At 36.9% G+C, this 13,442-nt stretch carries 15 protein-coding genes, 1 tRNA gene and 2 pseudogenes; 4 read left to right on the top strand and 14 right to left on the bottom strand.

What is annotated here, in order from left to right; translation table 11 throughout:
* A pseudogene (locus J671_RS24975) lies at window positions 1-254 on the top strand (IS5/IS1182 family transposase); the annotation flags it as partial.
* A gap of 29 nt (window positions 255-283) precedes the next feature.
* Window positions 284-1,177 (top strand): hypothetical protein, encoded by an 894-nt coding sequence (locus J671_RS08555; protein ID WP_228132351.1) that lies wholly within the window; start codon window positions 284-286, stop codon window positions 1,175-1,177.
* A gap of 51 nt (window positions 1,178-1,228) precedes the next feature.
* Here the strand turns inward: J671_RS08555 and J671_RS08550 are convergent, their stop codons facing one another.
* Both J671_RS08550 and J671_RS08545 read right to left on the bottom strand, forming a co-directional pair.
* Window positions 1,229-2,929, bottom strand: a complete 1,701-nt coding sequence (locus J671_RS08550) for an Hsp70 family protein (RefSeq protein WP_031981998.1) — start codon at window positions 2,927-2,929, stop codon at window positions 1,229-1,231.
* 300 nt (window positions 2,930-3,229) lie between these two features.
* Complete coding sequence (locus tag J671_RS08545; protein WP_031981997.1) at window positions 3,230-3,640, bottom strand: GFA family protein; 411 nt, start codon at window positions 3,638-3,640, stop codon at window positions 3,230-3,232.
* A gap of 185 nt (window positions 3,641-3,825) precedes the next feature.
* On the opposite strand from J671_RS08545, the gene J671_RS08540 reads away from it, so the two are divergent.
* Complete coding sequence (locus J671_RS08540) at window positions 3,826-4,263, top strand: PaaI family thioesterase (RefSeq protein WP_031981995.1); 438 nt, start codon at window positions 3,826-3,828, stop codon at window positions 4,261-4,263.
* Window positions 4,264-4,277: 14 nt separating this feature from the next.
* Here the strand turns inward: J671_RS08540 and J671_RS08535 are convergent, their stop codons facing one another.
* Both J671_RS08535 and J671_RS25780 read right to left on the bottom strand, forming a co-directional pair.
* A complete protein-coding gene (locus J671_RS08535) occupies window positions 4,278-4,706 on the bottom strand; it encodes a hypothetical protein (protein ID WP_031981994.1) in 429 nt (142 codons plus the stop codon).
* A gap of 41 nt (window positions 4,707-4,747) precedes the next feature.
* A pseudogene (locus tag J671_RS25780) lies at window positions 4,748-4,892 on the bottom strand (hypothetical protein); the annotation flags it as partial.
* Window positions 4,893-4,941: 49 nt separating this feature from the next.
* On the opposite strand from J671_RS25780, the gene J671_RS08530 reads away from it, so the two are divergent.
* Window positions 4,942-5,017 (top strand) — tRNA-Asn (locus tag J671_RS08530).
* Window positions 5,018-5,200: 183 nt separating this feature from the next.
* Here J671_RS08530 and J671_RS08525 read toward each other — a convergent pair.
* The 10 genes from J671_RS08525 to lepA all read right to left on the bottom strand — a co-directional run bounded on the left by J671_RS08525 (window position 5,201) and on the right by lepA (window position 13,377).
* Window positions 5,201-5,959, bottom strand: a complete 759-nt coding sequence (locus tag J671_RS08525) for an SDR family oxidoreductase (protein ID WP_004707555.1) — start codon at window positions 5,957-5,959, stop codon at window positions 5,201-5,203.
* Between the two features lie 273 nt (window positions 5,960-6,232).
* A complete protein-coding gene (locus tag J671_RS08520) occupies window positions 6,233-6,877 on the bottom strand; it encodes a tRNA-(ms[2]io[6]A)-hydroxylase (RefSeq protein WP_002052437.1) in 645 nt (214 codons plus the stop codon).
* A 6-nt stretch (window positions 6,878-6,883) separates the two neighbouring features.
* The gene (gene pdxJ, locus J671_RS08515; RefSeq protein ID WP_002052525.1) at window positions 6,884-7,609 is read right to left on the bottom strand and encodes a pyridoxine 5'-phosphate synthase; all 726 of its coding nucleotides are present in this window, start codon (window positions 7,607-7,609) and stop codon (window positions 6,884-6,886) included.
* Window positions 7,610-7,622: 13 nt separating this feature from the next.
* Window positions 7,623-8,336 (bottom strand): DNA repair protein RecO, encoded by a 714-nt coding sequence (gene recO, locus J671_RS08510; protein WP_031981993.1) that lies wholly within the window; start codon window positions 8,334-8,336, stop codon window positions 7,623-7,625.
* A gap of 9 nt (window positions 8,337-8,345) precedes the next feature.
* Window positions 8,346-8,546, bottom strand: coding sequence for an NF038104 family lipoprotein (locus J671_RS0104265; RefSeq protein WP_004885836.1), 201 nt, complete (start codon window positions 8,544-8,546; stop codon window positions 8,346-8,348).
* An 18-nt stretch (window positions 8,547-8,564) separates the two neighbouring features.
* Window positions 8,565-9,587 (bottom strand): GTPase Era, encoded by a 1,023-nt coding sequence (gene era, locus J671_RS08505; RefSeq protein ID WP_079376989.1) that lies wholly within the window; start codon window positions 9,585-9,587, stop codon window positions 8,565-8,567.
* A gap of 11 nt (window positions 9,588-9,598) precedes the next feature.
* Window positions 9,599-10,291 carry a ribonuclease III gene (gene rnc, locus J671_RS0104260; protein WP_004707545.1) on the bottom strand — a complete coding sequence of 231 codons (693 nt, stop codon included), beginning with the start codon at window positions 10,289-10,291 and terminating at the stop codon, window positions 9,599-9,601.
* Entirely contained in the window at window positions 10,263-10,637 is a 375-nt protein-coding gene (locus tag J671_RS08500; RefSeq protein ID WP_001224037.1) for a DUF4845 domain-containing protein, read from the bottom strand. Before J671_RS08500 ends, rnc begins: the two co-directional genes overlap by 29 nt.
* Window positions 10,638-10,661: 24 nt before the next feature.
* Complete coding sequence (lepB, locus tag J671_RS08495; protein WP_002052421.1) at window positions 10,662-11,489, bottom strand: signal peptidase I; 828 nt, start codon at window positions 11,487-11,489, stop codon at window positions 10,662-10,664.
* A 70-nt stretch (window positions 11,490-11,559) separates the two neighbouring features.
* A complete protein-coding gene (lepA, locus tag J671_RS08490; RefSeq protein ID WP_002052578.1) occupies window positions 11,560-13,377 on the bottom strand; it encodes a translation elongation factor 4 in 1,818 nt (605 codons plus the stop codon).
* Window positions 13,378-13,442 lie beyond the last annotated feature (65 nt).

Below are 13,442 nucleotides of genomic sequence, written 5' to 3'. Positions count from 1 at the left end.
ATTCTAAAATAAGTTCAATAGAACGAAATGAGTTACTTCAAACGGTTAAACATTTAGGCAGAACCCTATGGAAAAAATGGTCGGGTTATCACCGTCGTAGTTTGGTGGAAACCAAGATGCATTGCATCAAATTATTAGGTGATAGGCTGACGGCAAGACATTTTCAAAGTCAGGTCAATGAAATTCATGCGCGTGTGGCAGTTCTGAATAGATTTACGGAATTAGGTAGACCTCGCACCCAAGTTGTGTCTTAAATTTGAATGGATTGGGGAGAACTCAGCTTTTGAATGTTTATGCAACAAAGCCATTTACTATTATAAATATACTATTTATAACTATAACCTTTCTCTTTTTTAATTCCCTTATAGCTCCAGATAATCAAATTATAGTAAATTTATTAATTACGGTCTGCATTAGCCTCTTATATATATTTATACTACAACCTATATTAAATACTAAAATTTTAGGTCACCCTGATTATGAAAGAACATTGGGCTATTATCTTAAATATTGGTGTTTAAGTGGATTTATTCTCTGTAGTTTGACCCCTTGGCTTCCAGATTTACCCCATCAACTTCTAAGTTATGGATGGTTTATATCTACAATTATACTACTGAGTGCATTGCTGCTAGATGCAACACTATATATGAATAGATTAGAGCAAAGTGCATTTATTAATGTCGATAAATGGATAATCAATATCGGCTTAATCTCTCTTAGTATTTTTCTTATTTCTGTCTTTCTTATTATTGGTGAACCTGATCATATCTGGTTCATAATTTATAGTCTGATCCCGATCTGTTTCTTATTTTACCCAGAATCTTTCCGCCCTCTCTTCTATATTTTTGGATACAATAAAGAAGATACCAACTTAACAGATAAACAAATAATGTATAGAAGTATTGGTATTATCTTCTTTAGGCTATTTTGGATTTTTGGCTTTAGCTATTTATTTATAAAATATTCCTCACAACCTTTTATGTATGCTGCAGGCTTGATTTTAGGAAGTATATTAACAACCGGATTTAGTGCCAAGAATCTCTCTTCTACACTTAAATATTTAACCTACATCGCCTTATGTATAGCAACGTTATACACCATACTCATCCCTTTGATATTAATTTATTATTTATATCAAAGCTATCAAGCAAAAAAAATCATTTTATCTAGCTGCTAAAAATATCCCCTTGTATGTATCTAACAAAGAATTCATACAAGGGGATATAAATTAATACTCTTCAAACAAACTTAAATCTTCAATTTCATTAAGAAAAGCTTCGAAATGTTGTTGTGCCTCACGTATTTGTCTTGGTTCCTGCAAATTTAAAATATAATTAAATTTTTGTGTTCGCTCCCCAATCTGTAAACGTAAATCTCCTGTATATTCACTAAATAAACGCTCTGCTCGTAATAATAAGCTCTTATTCATTAAAGTATCACGAGGATGTATTTTCAATTCCTGCAACTGTTGACGCGCTTGCTCTATTTGTTCCGCACTCATCACATTTTGATGATTAACAATCACTTTTTGAAGCTTTTCCCCCGTGCTTGGAACGTCTATATCAACCTCTAAAATACCATTTGGATTGTAAGAGAATCGTACCTCAATAGATAAATAGTCATTATTTGGAGGTAAAGGCACATTGAGCTCACCTAAAAAAATGTTTTCCTTACACAGACGATGTTCGCCTTGGTAAATCTTAACAATAATTTCTCTCTGTCCTTTATTCATCGCAGTATATGTATTCACCTTACTGGCTGGAATTACAATATTGCGCTCTAAGATAGGTGAAAACTGTCCATCATTTCCCACCGCTATCCCCAAACTAAATGGACAAACATCTGTTAAAACAATCTCTTTTAATGATACGTCTTTCGCTTTTAAACCTGCTTGTACACATGCACCTCGTACAATTGCTTCATCAGGTTGGACACTTGTCGAGGGAAAACGGCCAAATAATTTTGTTACCAATTTGCGAACTACCGGAATACGTGTTGCACCACCTACCATAATAATTTGGTCAACCTGTTGAGGCAGAACCCTAGCATCTCTTAAGGCACGCTCTAATGGACGGCGCAATCTAAGCAGTAATGGCTCAGCCAATACTGCGAATTCTTCTTGGGTAATTTCTAAAGTTGCTTCCTTATCTTTCCATTTAAATATTAACTCTGTTTTTGCTTCTTTACTTAAAACATGGAGACTATGTTGTGCTCTAGCTCTTAATGCTGTTTCAATATCAAATGGAATAGTATTTTCAGTATAGCCAAAAATAGTTGCATACTGTTTCCAGTATTGCTTCATTAGCAACTGGACAAAGTCATCTCCACCTAAATAATTATCTCCTGCACTAGCTCTCACTTCAGTAATGCCATCAAACAACTCAACAATTGAGACATCAAAGGTTCCCCCACCTAAATCAAAAATTAGGAAACAACTATCCTGTGTTTGACCTAGTCCATATGCTAAAGCCGCAGCCGTAGGTTCATTAATGAGTCGACTAACTTTTAAACCAGCAAGTTCTGCAGCAGATATAGTTGCTTGACGTTGGATATCATTAAAGTAAGCAGGCACTGTAATCACAGCATCCTCTACTTCACATTGTAAAGCCTGCTCTACGTCCTCTTTAAGAGATTTTAATATCAATGAAGACAATTCAACTGCTGAAAAGCTCTGTTGACCTAATTTTAATCTTTTTGAAGTCCCCATTAATCGCTTAAAACTAGTTAATACCTCTTTACCACAGCTTCTTAACTCCAATGCAGCTTGCCCAATTAATATTTGCCCCTGCTCATCCAGTGCAATAGCTGAAGGTGTAGTTTTCATACCATAAGGATTATTAATAAGTCTGGACTGACCATTTTCAAAAATACCAACAAGTGAATTACTGGTTCCAAGATCAATTGCTATAAGAGGTTTAGTATCTATCATTTTCTATCAATAATTTAGAAATATTCATTTTAAAATTATTTTATTCGATTTAATAAATATTGGCGAGTTTTAGTTACTATTAAAACTTATTGATTCAATTTTATTAGAATATTTAATTTTTTATTTTCATAATCTTCTATACTCGAAGATTCTCTCATTAGTTTCAACTCCAATTTTTTTATTGTAAAGCCTAATTTTAGCAATTAGGTCTATATATAATTCTAATTTAATATTTCTTCATAAAATAATTTATAAAATTGAAAAAGGCCTCAAAATTGAGGCCTTTTTTTATAATTAAAATTATTCTGGGTTAAACAATGCGAACACCTCAGCCTCAGTTAGTTTTTTTGTTTGATTTTGAAAAGTGTAAAAATCGGGTTTTGAATCAATAAAAATTTCCATATCTAAATTCATGCCTTCTACTGGCTCATTTAAAGAAAATGCATTGATATTGCAGTAACTTTGATCTTTCGTTCTCCAAAAAATTGTTGTTCCACAAGCATTACAAAAGCCTCGTTCTCCCCAGTCAGAAGAGTTAAATACACTAAGATGCTTTTGCTGAATAAACTTTAAACTGCCTTTGACCACATCAACTGTCATATTGACACCACTAGTTTGTCTACGACACATCGAACAATGGCAAGCATGTACATCATGATTTTTTAGTTCAACTTCAAAAGTTGTTTCACCGCATAGACACTGACCGTTCATTATTATTTTCCACAAGAAGTTTATATTTTTAGGGTTATAAAATATTCTACTCAACCACATTTTACAAGTTCATAAACTATAAAATAGTCATATTTCTTATACTCGCCAACTTGACAATATGCATTTTAACGCCTAATTTAACATCAAGTTCCATTTTAGAACTTAATTACTGAAGGACTCAAAAAATGAAAAATCCTATGGAAATGACAGGCCTCGAATTTTTAAAAGCCATGATTGAAGGTCACATTCCCCCTGCCAGTATAAGCAAAACTATTCCAATGCAACCTACTGAAATTTCTGAAGGATGTGTGACTTTCAAAGCACAAGCAGATCATAATCACTTAAACCCATTAGGTGGTGTACATGGTGGTTTTGCAGCAACAGTCCTAGACTCGGTGACTGGCTGTGCTGTCCATACGATGTTACCTGCAGGTGTAGGTTATGGCACCATCGACCTTAACGTGAAAATGTGCCGCCCTATTCCTCAAAATCAGGCTTTAATTGCCACTGGTAAAGTCATTAATTTAAGTAAAAACTTAGGTATTTCCGAAGGTAAAATTATTGATGAAGAAGGTAAACTTTATGCGTATGCAACAGCAACCTGCATGATCATTCGACCATGAAAACTAAGGCAGCTTTAAATGGCTGCCTTTTTTATTAAGTCAGGAAGATCTGGACGGTCACAAGTTTGTGCAATCACATAGAGTGCCCAAATATTCTTAAGTTGAAGCTCGACCACTTCATTATGCTGAGTAGACCAAGCTAAGACTTTATTTTTACCTAGTAATAATTCGCCTTCGAGCTGGAAAATATAGAGGGGTTTAGATTGATCTAGTAACTTGGAACACTTTAAAACTTTCAGTGAAGTATGCGCATCCCATTTTAAACTAAACCAGAGTTGTAATAAGTCACCTAAGTACAAGTCCTGCTTTTTAAATGGAAAAGCATTGATCCATGCATCTTCTACAAGTGTGTAATAAGATTCTGGTTGATTTAAAATATTAAGATAATTGCGTTGATAAAAATCAAAATTAGAAAAAATAGAAGCAACAGTAAGTGTTTTCATACTTATCTCCGATTTAGCCATTTTAGTGCTGGCAAGTTGGTTTAAATCCACACTGTTTGGATTACTCCAAACGCTTGTTCTTTTTTGAATCTAGCAATTGAGTTTTTAAAGTGCAAGTAATTTATATCCTCGCTACTCAACTTGATCAAATAAGAAGCATACAACACAAAAATGAAGGAAACATGACGATTTTCACTTGACCCTTGTCAAAATCTCCTTATAATCGCATGCAGATTCTCCCATAGCTCAGTCGGTAGAGCGACGGACTGTTAATCCGCAGGTCCCTGGTTCGAGCCCAGGTGGGAGAGCCAAATACTAAAAAGCCCGCAGCATTAAAGCGGGCTTTTTTATTGCCTTCTATTAAAGTATACCTATAAAAAAATCCCCTACTGCCTGTAGAGGATTTGCTTTTCATAATTCGAATATTTACCAGATCGAATCATCAGTTCTAAACTTAGGTGACCTTCTACGCTTAGATCTTTTTTAAAATTACATTATTCCACTTCTACAACTTTTAAAGGGTTAAAAGACTGAGTCGTTGGCATCATTTCTATACGATTAATATTAATATGCGGTGGTTGTGATGCAATCCATGCGACCGTATTTGCAATATCTTCAGGCAAGATTGGATTCTTTTTATCATATAAACTACTAGCTTTCTCCTGATCTCCCTTAAAACGCACAAGAGAAAATTCAGTACCGCCACATAGTCCCGGCTCAATATTTGTTACTCGTACACCAGTACCAGCCAAATCTGCACGAAGATTTAAACTAAACTGCTCCACAAAAGCTTTTGTTGCACCGTAAACATTACCACCAGGATATGGATATGTACCTGCAATTGACCCCATATTAATAATTAGACCCGATTTCTTCTGCACCATACTTGGTAAAATTAGTCGGGTAACAGTAACAAGCCCCTTAACATTGGTATCAATCATCGTGTACCAATCATCTAATTCAGCTTTATCTGCTGGCTCTAGACCCAATGCCAAGCCTGCATTATTGACCAGTAAGTCAATTTGATCGATTTGAAATTCATTTGGTAATTCTTTAAATAACTTATTTATATTTTCTACTGTATCTGTCATATCAAACACGAGTGGGTAGAATTTCTCACCAAGTTCTTGTTTTAATTCTTCTAGTTTTTCTGCCCGTCTTCCGCAACCAATAACTTTATAGCCCAACTCAATCAATTTTTTTGAAATGCTATAACCAAACCCTGCCGATGCGCCTGTAACTAATGCTAACATTCTTATATCCTTAGAAATAATCAACTATTTCAGTTGAACTCATGATGAACATATCAGCCTTTATATTTACATAATATTTATTATTAGCCTAAAAAAATAAAAGTTTTTTTAAAAATTTTATGAGAAATTAAAATCTATAAAAAATATATTTATTAAATAATTATATGCATTAAAGAACTAAAAGCAGGACATGTCTGCTGACAAAGGATGAAGTTCACCTAATAAAAAAAGTTCACCATGAAAGGTAAACTTTTTTATTTGAGGCACCCAAGACTATGCAGGAATACCACTATGAAAGCGGAAAGTATCATCCGGAGTCAAAATCAGGTTCTTTTCAACCTCACGGATATGTTCAATACGCTGCTGAATATCTTCTTCAGGATCTTTCATTTTGGCAGTTTTTGCGACATCAAGCGCTAGTGCTAAATAGTCTTCAAAATGACGAGATTCCGACTTCAGCAGATAACGATAATAACGTCCAAGTTCGTCATCTACACGCGGGGCAAGTGCATAAAAACGCTCACACGAACGTGCTTCTACAAAGGCTCCAATAACCAGTACGTCAATTAAAGCTTCTGGCTCATAGGTACGTATTTCTTTTCGTAAGCCACCTGCATATCGTCCTGCGCTTAAACCTTTCCACTCTTGGCCACGTTTCGTCATAAACTCGAGAACTTGTTCATAGTGAAGCATTTCTTCACGTACAAGTTGAGCAAGTTTGACTTGTAGATCTGTAAAAAAACTATAGCGGAACATCAAGTTCATTGCCGTACCGGCTGCTTTTTTCTCACAATTGGCATGATCTTGCATCAAGATGTCTAAATTATTAACGGCCTCATCTAACCATTCATTTGGAGTTTGACACCCCAAAAATGCCAACACAGGCTGCATTAATTCATCGTAATTGATACTCGACATTACTACTTATCCTGCTGCCTGAATCGCTTTTTTCATATCTTTAACAGCCTGTGCCAGACCTACAAAAACACTATCTGCAATAATTGAATGACCAATATTTAATTCATGGATTTGTGGAATTGCTGCAATTGGTGCAATATTTTTTAGGTTAAGACCATGTCCTGCATTTACAACCAAACCTTTTGAAGCGGCATATTCAACACCTTTTACAATACGAGCCAGCTCTTCTTGTTGTTCTTGTTCTGTTGCTGCATCGGCATATGCACCTGTGTGCAACTCAATCGTAGGTGCGCCACATGCAACTGCCGCATCAATTTGAGCAAAATCCGCATCAATAAATAATGATACGTCACATCCCAAAGCAGCTAAAGCCTGGGTTGCAGCCTTAACTTTTTCAAAGTTAGTTACTACATCTAAACCACCTTCAGTTGTTACTTCCTGACGTTTTTCAGGAACGAAACACACGTGCTGTGGTTTAATTTCTTTGGCAAACTCAACCATTTCATCAGTAACGGCCAACTCTAGATTCATACGTGTTTTTAACAATGGGCGCATGCGACGCACATCATCATCTTGAATATGGCGGCGGTCTTCACGAAGATGCAAAGTAATCCCCTCTGCACCAGCTTGTTCACAAATAAGAGCAGCTTCTACAGGGTCTGGGTAAGTAGTACCGCGCGCCTGTCTTAGAGTAGCAACATGGTCTATGTTTACACCAAGCAATGCAGCCATAAATAAATCCTAATTACGATTGAGTTTGAGTATTTTGAATCCACAATTGTCGACTTTTTAGGGGACGATCACCTAAAAGCGATGTAATCATTTGACGGTATAGTTTACCTAATAATTGCAATTGTTCGTGAGAAAAATCCTGCCCTTGCTCATAATCCAGCATAGATAAAATTGCTTTTCCCGACAAAGATGAGCGGCTTGCCTGGACAACGGGAGCAAAGCCTTCAGTCACTTGAAATTGATAAAACTGATTTGGCAAAATTTCTTTTTGTGAGCTATCAACTGAAAAATCAATCGCATAGCCCAACTCTGGAAGTAAAATATGTTCGAACTGCCTTAAGATCTGTCTGAGAAAAAGATCGGGATTTTCGTGAAAAGATAATTGTTGTAACTGAAGCAAAGTTAATTGATATTGTTCAAAAGTTTGTGGCATTGGTTCTTCTAGCGGACAAAGTCTTAGAACAATTTCATTTAAGTAAAAGCCAGCAAAAAAAGCATCACCAAAAAAGAAAACCGGCTGATTTAATATTTCCAGCTTCGTAAAATTTTTGAGTTCACTTTTACCTGTAGCTTGCAACCGAATTGGTTGATATTGGGGAGGCGGAGTCTGTCTTAAAATGCCATCGACCCGCCCGTATTCCTGAGTGAAGAGATGCACAATATGGCTTTTTTCACGATATTTACGATGGTGAATCATATATCCATGTAGGACTTCATTGCGCATCATAAAAAGAAACTATTCCTTAGATTCTTTTTCTTTTTTATCGTCATCATCACCATCAGGAATTACAGCTCCTACAACAGCAGCTGTACCCTTCACCACACCTTTAGTTGTTTTATAAGCAATACCTACTGGTACGGTTACAAGCTTATATACACAACCTTGTAACATCAATGTACACCCAATAATAGCCAATATTGATGTAATTGTTTTCATACCAGTATTCCCTGCTTGTTAGATATCGCTATATCCTAAACTTTTCAAAGCACGTTCATCATCAGACCAACCGCCTTTAACCTTAACCCATAAGGTAAGCATGATCTTTTGTTCGAACATTTTTTCCATGTCTTTGCGAGCATCCATACCAATCGTTTTAAGCTTGGCACCTTTTTCACCAATCACAATCGCTTTTTGGCCAGGACGATCGACAAAAATTGTTGCATCAATATAGGTACAAGCTGGTTTTAATCGACCATTTTTCTCATTAACAGTTGCCTCTTCTGTTTTAAAAGATTCAATCTGTACTGTTAAATCATATGGTAACTCTTCACCCAACTGACGCATAATTTTTTCACGGATGATTTCACTTGCTAAAAAGCGTTCTGAACGGTCCGTAATTTGATCAAATGAATACAGTGGCGGCTGATAAGGAAGATATTTTTCAATCGTTTCACTTAAATGTTCCAAGTTTGCTCCACGAAGAGCAGAAACAGGAACAATCTCAGCAAAATTCATAAGCTTGGTACGCTCTTGAATTAAAGGAAGAATCTCTCTTTTATCTTCAAAAGTATCAGCTTTATTAATGACCAAAATAACTGGCATTTCAGCGTTCTTGAGTTTCTCAAGCACTAAATCGTCATTTTGAGTCCACTTATACGCATCGATAACAAATAAAACCAAGTTAACATCACGTAATGCAGAATGAGCAGCGCGGTTCATCATTTTATTGATCGCACGTACTTCTTTCTTATGCATTCCCGGTGTATCTACATAAACCGCTTGCATCTTTTCACGCGAATCAATACCAATAATTTTATGGCGAGTCGTTTGAGGTTTACGTGAAGTAATTGAGAGTTTTTGACCCAATAAATGGTTCATGAGGGTAGATTTACCCACATTTGGACGTCCTACAATCGCCACAAATCCGCTCTTAAAATCCGAAGGAATTGTAACGCCTTTGGAACTAAAAAATTGATCAATCAGATTGTTTGGATCTTGGTTTTCATTTGAATCTGGATTGATTTGATCAGAATGCATCGACATGCAGGTTATTGCTCCAATAACTTTAAAATTTCCGCCGCTGCTGCCTGCTCGGCAAAACGACGACTTGACCCCTCACCATAAATCTTTGGTAAACCATCTACCAAACATTCGACTTTAAAGTGTTGATGAGGTGCATCACCCTGAATATCTACAACCTCGTAAACAGGGAGAGGTTTTTTACGTGCTTGTAGATACTCTTGTAAACGTGATTTTGGATCTTTGAGTTGATCTGTTGGCTCAATATGATCTAAATAAGGTACATACCATTTTAACACAATATCTTTGAGTAGGTTCAGATCACTACTATCAAGATAAATTGCACCAATAATCGCCTCTACCGTATCCGCTAATATTGACTCACGATGATGACCACCAGATTTCAACTCGCCTGTGCTTAATATTAAACACCGACTAAGTTGCAAATCGGTTGCAATTTTACCTAATGCTTCTTGGCGAACTAAAGTCGCACGCATACGTGTTAAACGCCCCTCATTTTCATGTGGATAGGCATGATATAAATAATTAGCAATGATCATCCCCAACAACGAATCGCCTAAAAACTCCAGACGTTCATAGTTATACTTATGACTCACCGAACGATGAGTCAAAGCTAACTGTAGCAATTCGGGCTGCTTAAATTGATAACCGATTCGACTGAGTAAGCGAGGATCACTTAGTTTGAACTGATGTTTTGTCAAAACTTTTCTCAAATGTTAAAACTAAATCAATATTTAGTAAGAAAGGTTTTCTTACTTCATATTTCTTTTTGACGATTAGACCAGACTCGTTAAACACTTCAGCAATTTCCTTAAAATGGAGATCACGAATATTGTTCATTTCCAGCCGTTGGTCCATCTGTGTCATAAACTTTTGGGGTGTGATATCAGCTGAGCTTTGTTGCATGAGCTCTGTAATCTGATTATTAATCACACGATCATCCCAATATGCTGGCCAAACTGCAAGTACGGCTTTCGCCGCAATTGCAAATATAACCACCCCAAATAAAATTGCTAAATACGAAGTACCCTGTTGTGCCTTACGCATTTTTGTTTTTCCTAATGGTTGTTTTTAATCTATTTTTCCATTTCGGTTAAAGCTTGGCAGGTGGAAACCAGGTTCTTTGTGCATCCAGACATAGAAAGCTCGGCCTGTTAAATTTTCTTCAGGAACGAACCCCCAGAAACGACTGTCAGCACTTTGATCACGGTTGTCCCCCATTGCAAAGTAATGTCCTTTCGGAACAGTTACTTCCCAATATAAACCGTCTTGGTTTGAATATTTGCCATTATCAACATAGTTGATAAATGGTGCCTGACGCGCAACGTTTACACCTTCGAGTTCACGCATCGTAAAGGTATGATCACCAATTGTTTCTTTATGATAAATAGACGTTGGTGTATCTAAAGCATCTTTTTCACGACTAAATTGTGTTGGTACTTTAGGAATTTTCTGACCATTAATAATCAATTGACCATGATCGTAAACAATATGGTCACCTGGTAAACCAATTACACGCTTAATATAACTAATGGTTGGTTGAGGTGGGTAACGGAATACGATGACATCACCACGTTTCGGCTCACCTACATCAATGACTTTTTTATTTACGATAGGTAAACGCACACCATAGTCGAATTTATTAACTAAGATAAAATCGCCAGTCTCTAAAGTTGGAACCATAGAGTCTGATGGAATATTAAATGGTTCATAAAGAAATGAGCGAAGTACAAGCACAACAGCTAAAACTGGCCAAAAGTCATAGGCCCATGTAATAACAAAATTTTCGTTCTCTCGCCCTTTATTTGCACGCTGTTTAAAAACAAGCTTATCTAGCAACCACACTGCAAATAAAATCAGCGTAACTGGAACAAGAATTAAATTAAAATCAAAATCCACATGACCTCACTCGCAGCCTAGCTGCTTGCTTTATGGCTGGGGGAATATAAGTTCATCCCAGCCCTTTCTTTTATCTTTCTACTTTCAAAACAGCTAAGAACGCTTCTTGTGGAATTTCTACACTACCCACTTGTTTCATACGTTTCTTACCTTCTTTTTGTTTAGAAAGTAATTTCTTCTTACGAGACACGTCACCGCCATAACATTTTGCTAGAACGTTTTTACGCATCGCCTTAACAGTCGAACGAGCAATAATTTGAGCACCAATAGCAGCCTGAATTGCAACATCAAACATTTGACGTGGAATCAAATCTTTCATTTTTTCAACTAAAGCAATACCACGATGGCGAGCATCATTACGGTGACAAATCATAGCCAAGGCATCAACCTTTTCACTATTAATTAATACATCAACCTTAACTAAAGATGAACTTTCGAAACGTACGAAGTTATAGTCTAGCGATGCAAAACCACGTGAACATGATTTAAGCTTGTCAAAGAAATCCATCACAACTTCAGCCATTGGAATTTCAAATGTAATCGAAACTTGATTACCTAAGAATTTCATGTCTTTTTGTACACCACGACGCTCAATACATAAGGTCATGACATTACCTAAGTATTCTTGCGGCACAAGAATATGACACTCAGCAATTGGCTCACGTAAATCTTCAACAACTGAACCATCAGGCATTTTAGACGGACTGTCGATATAGATCGTATCGCCTTTTTTGGTAACGGCTTCATAGACTACTGTTGGTGCAGAGCTAATCAAATCGAGATCATACTCACGCTCTAAACGCTCTTGTACGATTTCCATATGCAACATGCCTAAGAAACCACAGCGGAAACCGAAACCAAGTGCATCTGAACTTTCAGGTTCAAAGAACAAAGCAGAATCGTTAATTTGTAATTTCTGTAATGCTTCGCGGAATGGTTCAAAGTCGCTTGAATCGATTGGGAAAAGACCCGCATAAACCTGTGGTTTAACCTTTTTAAAACCAGGTAAAGTTGCAACATCTGGTGTAGACGCAAGCGTAATAGTATCACCTACTGGTGCACCAAAAATGTCTTTAATACCAGCAATAACAAATCCTACTTCGCCAGCTTCAAGAATATCGGTTTCAGTATGTTTAGGGTTAAATACACCTACAGAAGTTACCGGATGAGTTTGTCCTGTCGACTTAACCAACATTTTATCGCCCTTACGGATACGACCTTCTTTAATGCGGACAAGAGAGACTACACCTAAGTAATTATCAAACCATGAATCGATGATTAACGCTTGAAGTGGAGCTTCACGATCACCTTCTGGCGCTGGAATAACATCGACTAAACGTTCTAATACACCTTCAACGCCCAAACCTGTTTTTGCTGAACAAGTTGGCGCATCCGTCGCTTCAATCCCGATAATTTCTTCAATTTCATGAATTACACGTTCAGGTTCAGCCTGCGGTAAATCAATCTTATTTAAAATAGGAAGAACTTCGAGGCCTTGTTCAATCGCGGTATAACAGTTTGCAACTGATTGAGCTTCTACGCCTTGCGCCGCATCTACGACCAATAACGCGCCTTCACACGCTGCTAATGAACGCGATACTTCATACGAGAAGTCAACGTGCCCCGGGGTATCAATAAAGTTAAGCTGATATTCTTGCCCATTTGGATGGGTGTAATACAATGTCACAGACGCTGCTTTAATGGTAATCCCACGTTCGCGCTCAAGCTCCATTGAGTCCAAGACCTGAGCTTGCATCTCACGATCTTGTAAGCCACCGCACATCTGAATAAAACGGTCAGCCAAAGTAGACTTACCATGATCGATATGAGCGATAATCGAGAAATTTCGGATATTTTTGATATCAACTGATTTTTTAGCTTGCGCCATGGGCTACCTTGAGAAAATATAAAGTGCTATGTAGCTTGATTTAATACATAGCCAAAGCGGTTTAA

This window comes from Acinetobacter sp. 1130196 (assembly GCF_000588095.1).
Lineage (GTDB): Bacteria > Pseudomonadota > Gammaproteobacteria > Pseudomonadales > Moraxellaceae > Acinetobacter > Acinetobacter nosocomialis.
Note: the sequence above shows the minus strand (reverse complement) of the source record. Positions and strands in the feature narration are given on the sequence as shown.